13 protein-coding genes are annotated in these 19,316 nt (G+C 39.3%); 2 read left to right on the plus strand and 11 right to left on the minus strand.

The genetic code is table 11. From position 1 onward, the window contains the following. The first annotated feature begins 127 nt into the window (after window positions 1-127). Window positions 128-3,481, plus strand: a complete 3,354-nt coding sequence (locus tag C4F40_RS18725) for a UvrD-helicase domain-containing protein (RefSeq protein WP_196940950.1) — start codon at window positions 128-130, stop codon at window positions 3,479-3,481. A 2-nt stretch (window positions 3,482-3,483) separates the two neighbouring features. After that, a complete protein-coding gene (locus C4F40_RS18730) occupies window positions 3,484-6,375 on the plus strand; it encodes a PD-(D/E)XK nuclease family protein (RefSeq protein ID WP_196940951.1) in 2,892 nt (963 codons plus the stop codon). 45 nt (window positions 6,376-6,420) lie between these two features. Here C4F40_RS18730 and C4F40_RS18735 read toward each other — a convergent pair whose 3' ends face one another. The 11 genes from C4F40_RS18735 to C4F40_RS18785 form a co-directional block, all read right to left on the minus strand. Beyond that, window positions 6,421-7,293, minus strand: coding sequence for a cupin-like domain-containing protein (locus C4F40_RS18735; protein ID WP_196940952.1), 873 nt, complete (start codon window positions 7,291-7,293; stop codon window positions 6,421-6,423). A gap of 130 nt (window positions 7,294-7,423) precedes the next feature. Further along, the gene (gene porN / locus C4F40_RS18740; RefSeq protein ID WP_196940953.1) at window positions 7,424-8,467 is read right to left on the minus strand and encodes a type IX secretion system ring subunit PorN/GldN; all 1,044 of its coding nucleotides are present in this window, start codon (window positions 8,465-8,467) and stop codon (window positions 7,424-7,426) included. A 19-nt stretch (window positions 8,468-8,486) separates the two neighbouring features. After that, window positions 8,487-10,010: a type IX secretion system motor protein PorM/GldM gene (gene porM / locus C4F40_RS18745; protein ID WP_196940954.1), complete on the minus strand. Its 1,524-nt coding sequence runs from the start codon at window positions 10,008-10,010 to the stop codon at window positions 8,487-8,489. Between the two features lie 41 nt (window positions 10,011-10,051). Then, on the minus strand, window positions 10,052-10,696 hold the full coding sequence (porL, locus tag C4F40_RS18750) for a type IX secretion system motor protein PorL/GldL (RefSeq protein WP_196940955.1): 645 nt from the start codon (window positions 10,694-10,696) through the stop codon (window positions 10,052-10,054). A gap of 32 nt (window positions 10,697-10,728) precedes the next feature. Next, window positions 10,729-12,021: a T9SS ring complex lipoprotein PorK/GldK gene (porK, locus tag C4F40_RS18755; RefSeq protein ID WP_196940956.1), complete on the minus strand. Its 1,293-nt coding sequence runs from the start codon at window positions 12,019-12,021 to the stop codon at window positions 10,729-10,731. Window positions 12,022-12,295: 274 nt separating this feature from the next. Next, window positions 12,296-13,063 (minus strand): uroporphyrinogen-III synthase, encoded by a 768-nt coding sequence (locus C4F40_RS18760; RefSeq protein WP_196940957.1) that lies wholly within the window; start codon window positions 13,061-13,063, stop codon window positions 12,296-12,298. Between the two features lie 13 nt (window positions 13,064-13,076). Further along, window positions 13,077-14,054 carry a DUF4271 domain-containing protein gene (locus C4F40_RS18765; protein WP_196940958.1) on the minus strand — a complete coding sequence of 326 codons (978 nt, stop codon included), beginning with the start codon at window positions 14,052-14,054 and terminating at the stop codon, window positions 13,077-13,079. Window positions 14,055-14,254: 200 nt separating this feature from the next. Continuing rightward, window positions 14,255-14,794 carry a hypoxanthine phosphoribosyltransferase gene (gene hpt, locus C4F40_RS18770; RefSeq protein ID WP_196940959.1) on the minus strand — a complete coding sequence of 180 codons (540 nt, stop codon included), beginning with the start codon at window positions 14,792-14,794 and terminating at the stop codon, window positions 14,255-14,257. Between the two features lie 48 nt (window positions 14,795-14,842). Continuing rightward, window positions 14,843-16,900, minus strand: coding sequence for a transglycosylase domain-containing protein (locus C4F40_RS18775; protein ID WP_196940960.1), 2,058 nt, complete (start codon window positions 16,898-16,900; stop codon window positions 14,843-14,845). A 70-nt stretch (window positions 16,901-16,970) separates the two neighbouring features. Beyond that, complete coding sequence (locus C4F40_RS18780; protein ID WP_231390137.1) at window positions 16,971-17,642, minus strand: N-acetylmuramoyl-L-alanine amidase; 672 nt, start codon at window positions 17,640-17,642, stop codon at window positions 16,971-16,973. Next, on the minus strand, window positions 17,632-19,278 hold the full coding sequence (locus C4F40_RS18785) for a glycoside hydrolase family 10-like protein (protein ID WP_196940961.1): 1,647 nt from the start codon (window positions 19,276-19,278) through the stop codon (window positions 17,632-17,634). The genes C4F40_RS18780 and C4F40_RS18785 overlap by 11 nt, the downstream gene beginning before the upstream one ends. Window positions 19,279-19,316: the final 38 nt, after the last annotated feature.

A 19,316-nucleotide genomic window follows, 5' to 3' on the forward strand; every position in this document is an offset into this window, starting at 1 on the left:
TGTAAGAGGGGACGCAAAGATAGTAATTATTTTTTAGATTGATAACTAGGTATAAAGATAATCGACTTCGGTAACTCAAAAGAACCAAATATTCTGTAACTTCAACATTCCAAATTGACAGTTTCTAATGGCTAAAATAGCTCCTCTAAAAATATTAAAAGCTTCTGCAGGCTCGGGTAAAACCTTCAGTCTTACTGTACATTACCTGACCTTGTTACTCTCCAAAGAAAACAGCTATCGTGAAATATTAGCTGTCACCTTTACCAATAAGGCTACCGCTGAAATGAAAGAGCGCATCTTGGGTGTGCTTCAGGCGTTGGCTGTCGGAGAGGACAGCAAAAAAATCGACGATTACCGCCAACTATTGCTAACGCAATTTCCGACATGGGATTACGAAACTTTACAGGGAAAAGCAAATCAAGTCTATAGAAAGATATTACACGACTACAGTCATTTCACCATTAGCACCATTGATGGCTTCTCCCAAAAAGTAATCCGCAGTTTCACCTATGAACTCAATCTAGATGCGGGTTACAAAATCGAAATGAATACAAACAAGGTAAAACAAGACCTGACCGTTATGCTCAATCAATTATTGGATGAGCGACCAGACTTGTTGGACTGGATTATCGCCTATGCCGAAAAGAAAATCGCTAATAATGAGAATTGGAATTACCGTCAACAACTCATGAAACTTGCCGGTTTAATTTTTTCGGAGAATTTTCAGGAGTTCGATGGTTATCTGAATATTGCTGACGCCAAAGAAGTTTTTAATTTGCTCGACAAAGAAGTAGATGCAACAACGAAGACCTTCCTTGAAGCATTCGGCCAAGCAATAACAACTTTTAATACGGTATTTAGAAATTTCGGTATCGGAGCGGATGAACTGAAAGGAAAATCCCGAAATAAGCTCTTTTCCGCAAGCAAAACGAATCCCAACATCTCGAAATTATCACCTACAGACCTGCAAAAAATATTTAATAAATTCTTGGGACTGATAGATAATGAAGATGCCTTCACCGACCAAAACAAGGATGTGAGGTATGATATCATCCAACAGCTTACGCCTGTATTAAACAGTATCGCAGATCTGTATCGCTATTTCCCAAATTACCTTGCTTATCAAGCCGTAAAGAATAATCTGTACTATTTGAGACTGCTCAAAGAAATGAGTGACCTACTGGGACAATGGAGAAAGGAAAACGGTGCGCAATTAATTTCAGACTCACAAATATTATTAAGCAAGCTGGGACTGGATGAGCATAACGATCCGACTTTCATCTGGGAAAAAATAGGAAATCGATACAATTATTTCCTTTTTGACGAATTTCAGGATACTTCACGTATTCAATGGAAAAACTATAGTCCACTCCTGATCAATGCACTCGGAAATGCAACCGGGGAACTAAGCGAACACCTCATTGTAGGCGATGTGAAACAAAGCATTTACCGATGGAGAAATGGCGATTGGCGGATCCTACTCCATCAGGCCGAACAACAGGTAGCGGATACATTTCACCTCGCGCCCGATAATCGAAGCAGCTTTATTGAAAATGGAGCGTTAGAAACGAATTTTAGAAGTCTGCCCAATATCATTAGGCTAAATAACTACCTTTTCAAAACGATTCCGCATAAACTACAGGCTATACTGAACGAAAAGGTACTCGATAATCTTACTGCAGAAGGCAAAGAATGGTGGCGGGAGTCAGGCAATGATAATATGCTTATCAATGCCTACGAAAACAGTCAACAGCTCATTCCTGAACGTAAACTAACCGACACCTCCAAGCTGGGATCGATAGACATTCTTTATTTTCCAGTCACTTCTGGTGCTTGGAGAAGAAACCAAGTGGAAGAGACGTCCATTGAAACATTGTGTAAGCAAATTGGTGAATGGATTGGAAGTAAGCGATATAAAGCCAATCAAATCGGTGTATTGGTACGTAGTAACGCACAGGCTAGGGTAGTGATTCAGCATTTGATGGATTTCAAAAACGCATATGCGATAGACTTTGAAGTCATCTCTGGAGATGCACTTGCACTGATCTCCAATGACTCCATATTATTGTTGATTGAAACGCTCAAAGCCTTGGTATATAACTCGGACAAGCATATTATACATCGAGCAAAAATAGCCTACTTGTATCATGTCATGCAGCACAACGTGAGTTTCGACAATGCTATCTGGCTAGATTTTAAATCCAATGACATCAGAGGTCTGAATACGGTTTTACCCGATGAACTGATTAACAATTGGGAAAACTGGCAAAAGCTACCCCTGGTTCACCTAGTCGAAAAACTCATTGAAATCTACCATTTAACAGGCCGCGGAAACATTCACCTACCCTATATCTTAGCATTTAAAGACATAGTCACCTCGTTTTCCACCAATGGTGAACGTGGTATTATACAATTTTTGGACTTTTGGGAAGAAGATGGTAACCGTGCCGTTCTCCCTTCCAATGGAAAAGTAAATGCGATCGAGGTCACTACAATACACAAATCTAAAGGACTAGCTTACGATGTCGTCATGCTCCCTTTTTGCTCATGGGATCTTGACGGAATGACGAATGGTGATTTCTGGATACAGACTCACGACACGCCTTTTGCGCAATTAGGGAAGATCCCCATTAAATACAATGGACAAGTAGGCGATTCCATCTTTTACAAACAGTACTTTGAAGAAATGCTCTTCAACTATATGGACGCGTTAAACACGTTATATGTGGCAACTACGCGGGCTGTCGAGCACCTCTATATCTCCGCCCCTTTATTCAAAGAGACGGTAGACAAGAAAACAGGAGAAATTATGGGGTCAGAAATCAAAAATGAGTACATCAGTGACTTAGTATACCAAGTATTAGATCATGTTGAAGCCCCCTTCCGATTGGAAAACGGAGAATTTCACATACAGCACACTATCCTACAGGAGGGGGAGGAAACTATTTTTTCTGATTTCGTTGCCTTAGATCGATATCCTGTTTCAAAGGAACTGGAAAAAGCCTTGGAAAAATCGTCGAAACGCACGATCAACAATATCCTAATGCTGGAAAAAGCGTCTCAATACGGTATCTTGGCGCACGAGATCATGTCCGAAGTGAGGACCGAAAATGACGTAGACGCACTGGTCGATAAATACATTGAAGAAGGAGTCTTATCCAGAGAAGAGCGTCCGTTTATTTTGAAAGAGGTACAACAGATATGGCATCACCCTGAAATCAACAGGTGGTTGGCGGGCAATTATAAAATATGGAATGAAGCAAGCATCATCACGGCGGATGGAGAGACAATACGTCCAGACAAGGTATTTACGAGTATCGAAGAAACGATTGTACTCGACTTTAAATTTACACAGGGCGATTATATCGGACATAAATCCCAAGTCGACAAATACACCAAGACATTACATGACCTCGGTTATAAAAATGTAAAAGGATATTTGTATTATGCCAAGTCCAATCAATTAGTTGAAGTAATCTAATCATGAACAAACCATTTTTACGACTAGTAGCCGAAGATATCAAGAATCGTTTTGAAAATGATCTGCCAGAAATTGCCATCGTATTCAATAACAAAAGACCGATCACGTATCTCAAAAAACATCTTGCAGATGTATATGGGCGAGCCATCTGGTCTCCACAATTCTTTACCATACAAGAATTTTTCAAGCTTTCGACTTCGGCAATTGAAGCATCTCCCCTGAGTCAGTTTTTTCATCTGTACCAACTGCACAACGCACTTCTACAGAATGAGGGACATGAATTGGAAACACTCGAAGAATTTTACCCCGTCGCAGAAATTATTCTCAGTGATTTCAATCAACTGGATTATGATTTGGTTAATATAGATCATATTTATATGGAGCTCTATGACACGACTAAAATCGATCTTGAGTTCCAGCATTTCACGGTCGAACAACAGCATTTTATCCGCCAATTTTGGCAGTCGTTTTCCATTGCCGGACACACGGGCATTCAACAACGCTTTCTAAAATTATGGAAAAGGTTGCCGGTTCTGTATAAAGCATTCAAAGAAAAACTACGACAAGAGGGGCAATCCAACTACCCGACAATATACCGTGACCTCGCAGAGGGAAGAGCGGAAAATGCACACTTTATCCAAGGTTTTAAACAAGTTTTATTTGTGGGATTCAATGCGTTAAATAATGCGGAAGCCCTTTTGTTCAAGCAGTGGCAGGAAGTTGGCAAAGCTTTATTTTACTTCGACGCAGATGCTTATTATCTGGAAGACAAACAGCAGGAAGCGGGACTATTCATCCGCAGAAATATCTATCAAACGGGTCTGATTAACGCATTGGGGGAGAATCTTAATATTCTTGGCAATAGAACTGCAGACGTACATTTATATGCTTCCACAGGAAAAATAAGCCAAACCAAACTCTTACATGAGATCTTGGAGCGCACGGAAAGTGCCGATAAAACCTCGGCTATATTACTGGCCGACGAAAGTCTACTGGTTCCGCTATTGCAGAGCTTACCTGATGCAACACCCAATATAACAACGGGTTACCCATTAATCCAATCTCCCCTATTTGGTATATTGGATCTTTGGATGAATGTCCACAAAGACATTTCGTACCTCAAAAAGGACAAAATTTCCTTTCAGGCAGTCGAAACATTTATCAATCATCCGCTTACCAAAGTATCCAAAAACGAAAAACTACAATTGCAGCAGTACATTGCTGATAGACAACTTTATGAGGTTGCTATAGATGATTTAATCATCAAGTCATCCGTACTTCCAAATTTCTTTAGGCCGATTTCAAAAAATGATGAGGTAATACCCACCTTAATCGATTTGGTAGACCGTCTGCTTAGCTCGATCGCAGAGCAGGATCGCATCCGTCAAATTGAAAGCAACCTTTTGGTGGAGACTAAAAAAACCTTATATCAACTCAAATTGGGATTTGATAAAATTGAACCACTCAGCATTTCCTTCCAAATTGGATTAATTAAGAAAGCAATAGCTCCGGTCAACTCGGCAATAGAGGGAAATCCGCTTCAAGGATTACAGATTATGGGGTTATTGGAAAGCCGCTGTTTGAATTTTGACAATGTTTATATTCTTGGAGCAAATGAAGGAATATTACCCAAAACTTCTAATTCGCCTACTTTTCTTCCCAATGCTTTAAGAAGAGCTTATAGTTTGCCTATTTTAGAAAACCAGGATGCGTTATCAGCCTACTTGTTTTACCGCCATTTTCAGTATAGTGATAACATACATGTCTTTTATAATAGTATAGTTGACGAGAACAGTACAGGAGAAGAAAGCCGGTTTATTAAACAATTGGAGTTTGAAAGTAAATTTAATTTTATCAAGAAAACGCAACAGCAATCTATCTTCTTTCCACCGCCTTCGACAGAGGTAATAATAAAAAAAACGGGGAAGGTATGGGCTAAAATGTATGATACTTTCGTTCAAAGAGGTCGGAGAATATCCGCAACAGCATTGACAACGTATCTGCAGTCTCCGCTACAGTTTTTCTTAAAGCATGTCGCCGAAATTAAAGAACCTCCCTCCATTACCCAAGAATTTGAAATGAATAAACTTGGAACAGTTATTCACGAGGTAATGGAAAAGATACTCTTACCCTTTAAAGGCATAAGCGAGTTTACCCCTACCCAGACATTGAAAGAAAATCTCGCAGATGTAGACGTTCTGATCATACGCGAAATAGGAAATCAATATTTGTCTGAATTTAAAAATTTGGATGATTTGAATAGCTTGCAACGGATTATGCACAAAATAGCGAGCGAATATATTAAAATGTACCTGCAATATGATATTGAAAATTATAAAGCTTTTAGAATTATAGAATTAGAAAATGACGAAGATTATACGATAGATTTCTCGATAAACATAAACGGACAAACTGAAATGATAAATCTTTATGGTATTATCGACCGTGTGGATGAGGTAATAACACTCGACAATCAAATTAAAACCCGAATTGTTGACTATAAAACGGGGGGAGATAGTATCATTTTCAAAGAAATAGACCGTGTATTCGCCGCTAATACTGAAAATAAGGCCCTCGTACAGACGCTGTTTTATTCCTATGTATTCGAACAAGTAACCGGCCGAAAGAATTTAGAGCCACATCTGTACGTTGCGCGGAGAATGCGAGAAGAAGGAACACTATTTAGTGGGAAATTCGGAGTAATGGAAGGTGAGTATTTAATAGAACAAAAGAGAAACTTTGTGGATTTTCTAAAAGCAACCCTAGAAGAGATCTTTAATACCGAAGTTCCTTTTCGGCATAATCCCCATGCACACATTTACGACAGCGATCCTTATACGCTATTTTACCGTAATGCTGCTACAGAGCAAACAGAAGATAATGAAAAAGGGTAGCTGCCGCTACCCTTTTCTTCCCTCAATTTAAATAGGTTTACCCTATTATCCTTTTATGCGCTTAGAAATAGCACGACTGGCTCTCTTTTTTGCCATCTCAATTTTATAATCAAGCCATTTATTTTTAAATATTTTACGCATAGTATCATCAAAATGGCGTGTGATAAACAAGTTACGGGCACCTTTCAATTTTTCGCTGACAGAATTTGCCAATGCCCTAACAGAGATAGAATAACCCTCCGTTTCGTACTGAATATAATGCCACCACCCAGCTGGCATATACAGTGTATCTCCTGGATAAATGACAGCTTCGTAGCCGTCCAAATACTGCAGTCCTGGATAATCCTGCTCACTGCTCTTCTTTGGGTTAGCAATGCTATGGAAATTGTATGGCAATTTATACATCAGATCTGATTGGTCGTTTGGAAATAACCAGATCCGCTTTGCGCCCTGAAATTGAGAAATAAATACGTGCGACATATCAATATCAAAATGGTTACGCGTCGCAGAACCTTCTCCTCCAAAAAACATATAGGGAAGCCATTGGATCACTTTACCACCCGTTACATCATTATATATGATATCTTTTTTTAGTTCAGGTCTAATCTTCAATAGATTGAACAGAAAAAGACGTAATTCCGTGGGTTCTCTACTTATCGTATCTAGATACTCTCCTAAACTCATTTGGCCTATTGGCGGACTTGCAGCATGATTCTGAGACTCTTCCTCTCTTCCGTAGATATCAATTTTTTCATTACCCGCTATTTCCTTGAAATAGCTGTAACTCCACTTCGTCCAACAAGGACTATCTTTGCTTATGAAATCCTTGATGACAACCGGTTGGCCTTTATTAAGATAATCCCTCACAAAGTCCTTTGAAGTCACTCCTGAGATACTATTAACTGGTTTTAATTTCAAAATATTCCCTTTTATACTTATACAAACATAAAAAAATATCTCTGCATTCTATTGTCTTTAAAGAATTCTCTTCAAGATTCACCGCATCACTATCGGCAGACAACAGGTAGAAATATTTTAAAACGTTAAGTTAATAAGACCATAAATCCTGTTCGTAGTCCATCAGCGTCTTTTTAATACGCTCTGATTCAAATAATCTATCAAGATCATCGCGAATATAATCTTTGATACGCAGGTCATCTGTATTCGATTGCTTCACGATATAACTAGAAAATAATCTTTTAATAAACACGTCATCGTAGCTTAATCCCGTTGCATCATTATGCCTGTTCATCACTTCCTTATTCACGAATACATGCCGTGCTTCTGGAAAATAGATCCAAAATGCAGGTGTTGGATCAACGGCGATGGTTAGCGCACCGTCATCTACCGGCAATGGAATATCGCTAGGTGTATCTTGTGTCTCGACATTTTCGTTTTGTGCAGGAACGGCAAATGGATCGAACGGGTCGGTCCCAATGGCTCCCTCTCCTCCTCCGTCACTATTTACAGGCAAACCTAAATTCGAGTCCATACCCGGGATATTCGGTGTGATCAAAGGAGCAATACCAACAATCCTAGGTTCAAAAACAGATCGTTGTTTGTCAAAAATCCAATCCTCTTTAATACGAAACTTCACAACATTCTCGCCACTAAAAGCCCTGCTTTCATAATGTGAATTGATCACCTCATTATTTTCATTATACTCTTCAACCAGTACACTATCTCCTCCTAGCCTTGCCATCACTTGATCTGGTGGCAAAACGTTCTTAAAACTATCTCCATTTGGATCATTCTCCGTAGGAGTCGGATCATAGGCCGTTAACTCGCCAGCTTGTATAGCCTTCACTATTACATCCATAAGTCTAGATTTGGGAGAAGCGAAAGCCTGATTCAATTTCTCTCTAAGGTCGATTTCTCTCCACACCCGCTTACTAAACGCTACATCCGTCTGTCTGACTGTAGCATACGGAACAACCTTGCGATTTTCGATATCGGTTTTCGCGACGTATCCATCCACAGGCGGATCATCTGATACTTGAACCGGCTTCGTGCTATTCGACAAGTTTTCCTGTTGAGCATATGTACTCAACGAAAATCCTAAGACAGCTACTGATAATAATATCTTCTTCATAATAGCTATTTTGTTCGTGTTAATTCGTTACCTGAAATGTTATAGCATCCAAGTTTTGTGCTACCCCATCTGGTCCAACTCCTACAATATCGTAGATCATGACGACAGAACCGGATGTAACCCCACCTAACGCAGTTTTCATTGCTCCGGAAAACGAGGCTCCAGAGGACTGATAAGGCCCTATAGGATCGACCCGAGGTTTAGCAATATACATATTAAACTTCGTGATACTAAATTTAGCGTCAAATTCAAAATTATCTAACGAAGCAGAAACAACATTTTGTCCCCTCAATTGCGCCGCGGATATACGCCCACCTGTTTTCCCAGCTATACGGGCAGTAGGCTTGGGAATACGTTTCACACGAAACTTTGTACTACCCAACTGTTGCGTCTTATCCCCTATTTTAGCAGAAACATTAATAGAAGCATCGCCCGTAGAAGATACACGTGCCGTATACTTACCGCCGGATCCAGAAATAGAAACGTTAGAACCTGAAACGAGCAAATTTTCCTTTGGAATACCTGGCGCCGACACCGAAATTGGATTATTTACACCAATATACAATACGTTCATCGCATCAGGAGAAACTACCGCAGACGGACGGGCGACCTGATAAGTCATCGGTTCTGTTTCGTACGTTTTTACTGTCCCATCTGTTTGTTGAACACGAATAGTACCCGTCCAATTAAACACCCCTTCACTAGAAGTATTTACGCTATATGTCCCCTGTCCTTCTGTAACGGGCAACGTACTCCCTCCCACAGAAATCTGAGGGGAGGACTTAGAGTCGTAAGCTGTCAAAAAGACTTTTGCAGTATAAGGTTGACCTTGTATCAAATATGAGGTAGGCGCCACAGCAACTGCGGCAAATTTATCCAAATTCACGACTGCCTGATCCATCTTACCAAATATATGCTTTACCACAGCGGATTCCGCATTCTTTGCGTCCGCATTTATTTTTTCCAAGGCCGTGATAGCTGCTGTCAATGGAATACCATCTCCAAAATTAACTTGTTCCCAAGATTTTTTAACACCGCCACGGGGTCCGGGATCTTCTGCCGATAAGGCAAAGCTAACCTCATCATTAGTCAGTTTTTTTAATTCTGCAGAAGTAGCATTAATAATGTCTCGAAGCTCTTTACCTCGTCCCTGATTAATCATCAATCTTGCAGAAATAGATGTACTACTTCTGAATTTCACATCGCCTGTTTCCTCATTTATATCTCCCCCTTCCGCGGTCAATAGTTGATTATACTCCTTAAGTTTGGTAGTCAACTTACCAACCAAAACCCGTGCTTGTTCAGCTTTCGTCAAAAGCGGTTGTGCCCGTTCAGGATTCTCTTTCATTTTGGTTTCCCGAAAAGCGAGAAACATATTATCAATACCTGATTGTGTATTTTGAGTAGAGGTGTTTAAGCTGTTACCAAGGTTCTTAAATGCGTCCAATATCGAATCGCTTACATTTAATGCTACTAAGCCTAGCAACACTAAATATAGGATACTGATCATCCGCTGTCTTGGTGTCTCTTTTTGTCCTGCCATAATTGTAATTTCCCTTATTCGCCTTTTAGATCAACTACTATTTATGAACGGTTAGCGTTCATCGCAGACAACATATTACCATATATGGCATTCAATGAGGCTAAATTTTTATTAAAAGTATTTACTTGTTCTTTGAACTGTAACATGTCAGCAGAAGATTCATTAAAGGTCTGCAAATCTGCCGCAGCACGCTCAAAAGCGTGACTCAATTGTGAAGCTCCTATGGAAGCCGAATTTAATTTATCAGCAAATTGATTCGTCGCCAAAGCTGTATCAGCTACTTTGGAAATGGAAGCTACTTTATCTCCAAATGTACGTAAGCCGTCACCCAGATTACCGATCAGATTTTCGTCGATCTTCGCATCCTGTAATAACCTATCCAATGCAGCAGTATTCCCGACAATAGGTTGCGCTATATTTGAAGGTATAGACGTACTTCTAGTCGGTAGTTCACCTCTGAAGTCCTCGTCCAGTTCTGGATAGACGCGCGTCCAATCTACATCTTTTTCGGCAGACATAAAACCCATGATAAAGAATAACAACGCTTCTACCGCCAGACCAACACCAATCATCCATTCACCGCCTTTAAAATTTAATATTTTAAACATTAAACCGATAATTACTACTGTTGCTCCCCAATTGATCAATGTATTAATACTAAAACCGTATTTCTTTTTCGTTGCCATGTTTCCGTTTATAAAATTTATATTTCCAATAGTTAGTAAGCTACTCCTGCATATTTCGTCACAGATCTAAAACCAATGTATGACTTTGCTGTATCTTGATACTCGTATTGTCTCGCAGAATTTTGTAAAAAGTACCCCACATCTTTCCAAGATCCTCCCCGTACTACTTTACGCTTCATTGTCTCATGATCTGTCGGTTTCGCGTGATAGGTGTAGGTTGGGTTCATATCGTGCACAAACGAGTATGCCGACTCGTTATAACTTGACTGTGTCCATTCGGCAACATTACCAGCCATATTATATAATCCAAAATCATTTGGAAAATAGGCATAAACTGGAGCTGTATAAGCCACTCCGTCATCAATATAATTCCCCCTTCCGGGTTTGAAATTGGCCATCAAACAGCCTCTTGCATTCCGCGCTGAGGGTCCGCCCCAAGGATATTGCATCCCAATCTTGCCACCTCTAGCTGCATATTCCCATTCAGCCTCCGATGGAAGCTGGTAATCAAACCTCGGATTTTCCTTATTTCTTGATGCTGCATTATTAAACAGCTGGGTTCTCCATGAATTAAAGGCTTGTGCCTGCCTCCAAGTGACACCTACAACCGGATAGTCGTCAAACGAAGGATGGGAAAAATAACCATTTACCATCGGCTCGTTAGCCGCGTAACTAAAATCCGCCAGCCAAACAGTAGTATCCGGATAGACTAACATGGTATCGCGCATGATAAAATCTGACCGCGTTTTATTCGGATCCCTTTTACCGTCTACCGCGGCACGTAAATCATACCATTCATAATGATATTTTAATAGGCGTACATCCAATTCATTCTTACCAAATATGCGGTCTTCTCCTTGGTAATACATACTCGACAATCTTTCCTTCTGATTTTGATCATCTGTTCTCCAAGGTGATTTTTTATACACATTATCCCAATCAATATACCGTTCGCCATTGGTACCCTGTATAAAATACGTATCATCTCCCAAAAAATTGTGAATAAGAATCGAATCGCGAACCCAATACACAAACTGACGGTACTCGCTATTGGAAATTTCTGTATCGTCCATATAAAACGGTGCAATCGTAACTTGACGATTTTGAGCCGTTTGGGAGAATGTGATATCTTCATCAGATTGCCCCATGATAAATGTACCCCCTGGCACTAATACCATCCCATACGGGTTCTTATTAGCCTTTAACTTTTCAAGTTTAACACCTACCAATTCGCCAGAATTACTCGGTCCTTTACAGCTGGTATTTACCACCGAGGCAAATACGATTAAAAGACCAAATACAATTTTATACTGTTTGTAATTCATAAAAATTCAATTCTAAGCTTAATGTACTGTAATTCGTTCTCAAAAAGCATGTAAAACTACAGGTTAATTGTTTACAACAAAGCATTCACAAAAAAAAACAAAAAAATGGGATTATAACACTACATTTAACATCTTTTAACGTAAAAACTTTTGAATATAAAAAAAAGTAGTGACTTCACTACTTTTTTTCTGAAAGTATCTATTTTACGGCTCATTAAGAACCGTTGCACACCCCTCTTCTTCGATGTTGTTACCGCCGTTAGTCATGAAGGGCTTATTTATTTACCTGCTTGATATATTGTTCAACTGCCATGGTCATACTCGGTGCAGTCGGAGTTGGCGCCGGGATATCAAGGATCAAACTATGATCCAAAAGAGCCTGTTGCGTACTCGCTCCAAAAGCAGCTATGCGTGTAGAATTCTGAACAAACTCCGGAAAGTTCTCATACAAAGACTGTACACTTGAGGGACTAAAAAACACGATTACATCATAAAAAACATCTTTAAGATCTGTAATATCCGTTATCACAGTGCGGAATAATACTGCTGGCGTAAAATCGTACCCATTTTCTTGTAGCCATTTCTGTGTCTCCTCATTCGCAACGTCGGAACACGGGAATAAAAACTTTTCTTTGCTATGTTTCTTTAATACTTCTTCTAAATCCTGCGCTGTCTGCTTGCCAAAAAAGATCTTACGTTTCCTGTATTGGATATACTTTTGCAAGTATAGCGCGATAGCTTCGGATATACAAAAATATTTCATTTCCGCGGAAACTTCAAAACGCATCTCTTCACATACCCGAAAGAAATGATCAACTGCATTTTTACTCGTAAATATTACAGCAGTATAGTCTGCAAAGTTGATCCGATCTTTTCGGACATCCTTTGCAGGCACACCTTCAACATGTATAAATCCACGGAAATCTAATTTCAAATTATACTTTTCTGCTAAAATAAAGTATGGAGACTTGTCATTTTCAGGTTTGGGCAAAGTCACTAAAATGCTCTTTACTTTTTTGGCTCTTGCTACATCAATCTGCATAAAATTCTTTTCTTTAATTACTTAGTGCTTTCACTAATATTAAAATCGGCGTGATTTCGAGACTGCAAAGATAAAGAATTAAATAAAAGATTGAAAACTTATGATGACCTAATAATCCCCAAGCTGTTCGTAAAAACCTATATAGAAACAGAATAGATACAATTATCGAAAACAAAATTAACAAAAAATTAAAGTAGGTCTTAGGTAAAAACGTAACAAACAGCAGCACCGGCATCAGAAAAAGCATGCTATTAAAATACACCAGATAAAGTATTGTTATGTATTCACGCACCATTCGTTCAATTTCAAAGATGAAAGCAATGATACGAATGATTAATATTTTAAGTCCAAAAAGTAAGGCAACTATTCCCGAAATTTTAAGAAAATTTATTGGATTAAGGGCATTTATGTCGTCAAATCGTGATTGATAAATCGACAAAAACAATCCCAAAGACAAGCTAAAAATCAGATACAAAAAAATATACGGCCAAGAGGTCATCATATTATCTTCTTTACTAATCTGTTGAAGCTCCCGTTCGTTGTAGTAAGACTCAATAATACGCTGAAAATCTACAGGGAAGAAAAACCGAATCAAGCCAATACTAAGAAACAACAATATCAACACGCCGATTATCCAATCGGGTCGTTGGGTTTTGTGGAATGAAGGGACAATATCAATCTGCCTTTCCTTGATCAATTGGTTCGAAAAAGCAATCCATTTCATAAAATCATTCCCTTTCACAATGAGATCATCTCGGTGTTTCTCCAAGAAGTAATGTGATCTATCTGGGTTGACAAAAAGCAGGGCTAAATATGAGGAATCTAGCCTCTTATTGAATCCATTATCCAAGCTAACAACTGGACTGCTACCTTGGAACAGGGTATCTTGATATTGAGAATAACCAAAGGATGAACCGATAAGCCCTAAAAATACAGTCAACAGATAGTGCCATTTTTTTATATGTTGCCTTTTCTTTTCAAGCCTATTCATTGCACTCAAACTTAGAAAAAATGCTTTGCATTTACAAACTTAGCATAGCGATCTCACGAACTTAGCGCAGCATTTTCGTAAATACCGTAATAAAGCGGCCTCAAATGAATAATCATATTAAAGAAAGGCATAATAATCATATAAAGAATACCGGTAGAGCCCACTCGAACATCTATTTTTTTTCATTCTTATCACCTGTACTATTTAATTACCTGGCGATAAATATCGGGAAGATTTCGGCATTGCCCATTGTAATCGAGACCATAACCAACGACAAATTCTTTCTCAATCTCGAAGCCAACATACATGATATTATCAAATTGATGGTTTAGACAAGTCGGCTTTAATAACAATGTACAAACTGATATACTATTAACGCCCATGGCTTCCAGGGCTTCCATCGTATGTTTGAGTGAGTTTCCCGTATCCACGATATCCTCAACTATAATTACATCTCTTCCGCGTAAATCCATACCTACTCCAATCAACTCGCTTATCCCGCCTTGATCAGTTCCATTGTAGGAAGCAAGTTTAACAAAGGACATCTCACAGGGCACGTGTACCTGTTTCATTAAGTCGGCCATAAACATAAAACAACCGTTAAGCACTCCTACAAATACAGGATGTTTCCCTTCATATTTTACGTTAAGATCAATACCTATTAAACGGATACGTTTCTTGATCTGATCGTATTCTATAAACGGCTCAAAGTAAAGATCATCGATTTCTATAGACTTCATGCTTAATTCCTTTCTTTATCAAACTTAGATAAAATGTGTTGCATCTATTTATAGCGGAAATAGTTTATCCAAAATAGATTTTTTCGCTTTTTCTTCCATCTCCATGTCACGCATGATTTGTTCATGTTCGTCGATTACATCAAAATCAAAAGTCGCCGTATCCCTTATCGCAGGTGCCGCCCGTCTTAATTGGGGCTGTAAAACCACATCATAGAACCCATAATTATCGGGAACCGAAATATTCTTCAATTCACCCATTTTATTCATGATATAACCATAGGTATTAAAGTGTCGTTGTACCCACGGCTTGAGATGACCGGTATAATCGAATGAGTTCAACCCCGTTTTTGGACGCGGAATGATACTGGACAGAAAGAGACTTTCGCCGATATTCAAATCGGAAGGCTGCTTTAAAAAATAATAATTAGCAGCTTCTGATATCCCATATACATTCTTTCCCCATTCGATGACATTCAAATAAACCTCAAATAACCGATCTTTGCTCACCTGCCCGGAGGACTCCATTAGCCAAACTAACAGGATTTCTTCCAGTTTCCTGTTCATCGTTTTCTTCCTGTTCAGAAATACATTCTTTACCAGTTGCATAGAGATCGTACTAGCCCCCCTTTTAAATTTCTTCTCTTTAATATTTGTCGCTATGGATAGTTTAAACGCCTCTTCTTCAAATCCATTGTGCTTATAAAAGAATGGATCTTCTGTATTCCTGACCGTCGTTTTCAGGATATTGGATATGTTATTTAAAGAAACGAATTTAGGATTTTCTGCGCCGACAACAAAGGTTCGCAACATTGTGGTGTCGTCGTATGCCTCGTAGACAAAGCTGGAATTCAAGCTATTGACATCGGCCTTCCCCCATTTCAAAACTTTTAAATCCTTATCATCAATACTCGACTTAAATATTAGATTTTCTGGATCATCTAATAAGACAGAAAAATCCAAATCATACTTCACATTGCCCTCTATTTCTATCCCTTCCAGGCTTTCAAATAACCCTTGTGGAAGGGCGTCAAAAAAATTCTGGACTTTGAACCGGTCTGTATGTATCGCCAACTCGAGTTTCCGCTTAGGCTTTAATGTATATTTCAGTACCGGACTTGCGGTAAAATTCTCCACGGTCAAATGCGTATGCTCACTCAAGGCGATATAATCATTTGCAACCTGAATCCCCCCTTCGGCTATACCGTGAGGAAGAACAATGTCTTGATCGGAAAGTCGATGATGATTGACCACAAGATTTTCGTACTCCCATCCGCCTTCAATAAGCAACAGATTTTTACTTTCTTTCTTAATTCGATTAAGATCGAAAACCAGTTTATCGAAACTGACTTTTAATCCATATTTACTCTTCAAAAAAGGAACTTCGGTGTTTTTGTCTTTTGCAGAAATCGCCACTTTAAGTTGCTGTGCATCACCATCCACATGTCCTTTCAGGATCCATTCGGCATCATGTTCGTTTAAGAACATACTAGTCTCAAAATCACCGCCATCAATTGCCGCTTCTGGAATCCGAATCTTTTGCAATGTGTTCTCGTCCTGATAGGAAACCTCAAAATTCACTATTTGCATATCATTTGGTACTTTCGAAAATACTTGCTTCGCGATTTTTTCGACAAATTCTGCAAAATTACGTTCCGTCGGTTCTTCAATCACAGTCGTATCCCTTTCTTTTTTTCGGAACAGAAAATCATAGTTGCTCACCGAATCTTTCTTCACAAAGGCAACCTTTCCATCGTACAAATGGAAATCTCCTATTTTAACATTACTAAACAGTAACGGAAAAAGTCGGATAGAAACACTTAATTTTTGGATTGTCGACAAGGTATCCCGATCTTCGGGAACGACAACAACATTTTCCAGTACTACAGTATTAAGTCCGTCAAACTGATATTTCTGGATTTGAAGGTCCACTTTATACACGTTCTTAAGCTTATATTGTACTTTACTAACTGCTTCCCGGAGATAAACGTCTCTTTTGGACAGACCTATCGCTACCACCACACCTACCACCACCAGTAGGGCAACTACACTTATCCCAATCCATTTTTTTTGATTGGTTGTTATTTTCGGCAGATACTTTTTTAACATGTTCGTCTAAAATTCTCCAATAAACTTAGATAAAATGCTTTGCATTCACAAGCAAGATGATCCCGGTGATCTATAACAAATGCGGCACCTTCAATTGCTTGTCTAAACCTAATCGCGCACGAAGGGAATGCATAAATTTATCTCCAGGATCCGTTTTAGCGGTAATGTAAGTTGGGTTCATTTCTTTCCACCATATCGTACCACTAAATGCTTGGTACTCGTGGTGACCTATCACATAATCAATGGAATACTTAGAACGCAAATATTTTATTAATTTCGTATTGGAATTTAACTGCGCCTCAGTAAGCGGATATTGTGCAGACCCTATATTTTCAATACCAATAGCACAATAATTTAAGCCAATAGTATGCCGTGCAAAGAAATTCTCCGGTAAAAGTTGATATATAGTCCCGTTTCGTCCAATTACAAATTGAGTAGAAACATTGAGTGTACTTGCCTTCTGCAAGTCTTTCCGTCCAGGAAGATGCACCGGATTAAACGTTTTAACCGTCGCGTTTACACTCATATTTCCCGTCCAATGTACTACGACCATCCGCGGGACGATCAATGCTGTGTCAGAATGCACACCGTGACGTTTCAGTAGATATTCCAAAGAGAGACGTTCTCTCTCCGAATTCCAGGTAATAGGACGTTTATAAATAAGGGGCTTTTCCTGTGCATTCGGAATAAAAAAACCAAAAACACAGATCAATATCAGGTATGTTGCATGTTTATTTAACACTTTTCGCTATATATTCGCTCTCGTTACCTAATCGATCTATTGCTTGAATGGCAACACTATTCAAATTCTGGCCATTTTTAGACTTTCCCAATTCCATCGTTGTGATATTCGCGTCTAAGATCGCGGTCTCCCATGTATCACCGTAGCGACTATAAAGTACCCAATGAAAAACTTGATCCGGCTGCTTATGTAACCATTTCGCAAAAACACTTCCTTTTTCCGTCGTCAACAATAAAGTAGGCTGTAAAAGAGGATTAGCAGCTAACCAAGGACTTTTAGGGACAAGCGATTTTTGCTTATATGGCCCGCTACTAATCTTATTTAACATTGTAGGACTTTTTGTAAGCCCCGCGATACTCCAATGGACCGCGCCTACGCTATTGGGTATGATTTCTCGTGTAGCCTCGATTTGGTTTACAATTTCTGTAGGCTTGTCAGACACACTCACACCTACTGTATTCAGCCCAGGCCATAAATGCCGATTATGCGTATTTTCAGATTGCCACCATTTCAAAAGCGCGGTAAAACTTTGTTTCGACGGATTGATTGGCCAGTATAACTGCGGCGTAAAATAATCAATCCAACCTTTATTCAACCACAACTTGGCATCTGCATACAATTCATCGTATTGCGAAGAGCCGGTAACTCCAGCAGGATAACCGGGTTTCCAGATCCCGAAAGGACTTAGCCCAAATTTGACATAATTCTTTTCGGCCTTAATATCTGTATATACACGTTCAATAAATTTATTTACATTGTATCTACGCCAATCTGCGCGTGACAAGTTCCCACCGGCACTGCGATACGCATTCCAGGTCTTGTTATCTGGAAAGTCTGCTCCTCCATTGTAAGAAGCGTAAGGGTAGAAATAGTCATCGAAATGGACGCCATCAATATCATAGCGTTTTACAATGTCCTTTACAACCGCAGCCGCATGATCTTGCGTACGCTGATCGGCAGGATCAAACCAATACATTCCATTTTTTAACCTTACGACATGGTCGGATGCACGGTTGACCATGGATTGCCCGGTTACGGATCCGCCATTGGTATGGTGAGCACGATAGGGATTAAGCCAAACATGTAACTCTAAACCTCTTTTATGTGCCTCTTCCACCCAAAATTCTAACGGATCATAAAAGGGAAAAGGTTTTTTACCGGTCTCACCCGTTAAAAAATATGACCAAGGCTCATATTGACTTTGATACAATGCATCAGCAGATGGTCTCACTTGAAAAATAACAGCGTTGAAGTTATTGTCTTTTAACAAATCTAACAGATGGACTGCTTCGGCTTTCTGTTGATCTGTAGAGAGGTTATTCTTAGACGGCCAATTGATATTTGCAACCGTAGCTACCCAAGCCGCGCGAAATTCGCGTTGAACTCGAGGCAACGTTACTTTGATAGAAATATCTTCCTCTTTAAGAGTCGTCGCCGGCGTGTAACTTGGCGCTCGTAGCGTATCTTTGATTTTCCGAGGAGCTTGCTCTTTCTTTACCGTATCGAGCTTTACAGATGTGGTCGTACTTTCGACAGGATTACTTGTCGAAATCTTATTACGCTTAGATGAGCATGAATAAAATAAACATGCAACGATCCCCAATAGGGTCAAAAACTTGACAATTTGAATCTTCATAGTCTGCAAAGCTACGTTAAAAACACAATAAGATTTGC

This window comes from Sphingobacterium pedocola, from assembly GCF_015209965.1.
In the GTDB taxonomy this organism is placed as follows: domain Bacteria; phylum Bacteroidota; class Bacteroidia; order Sphingobacteriales; family Sphingobacteriaceae; genus Sphingobacterium; species Sphingobacterium pedocola.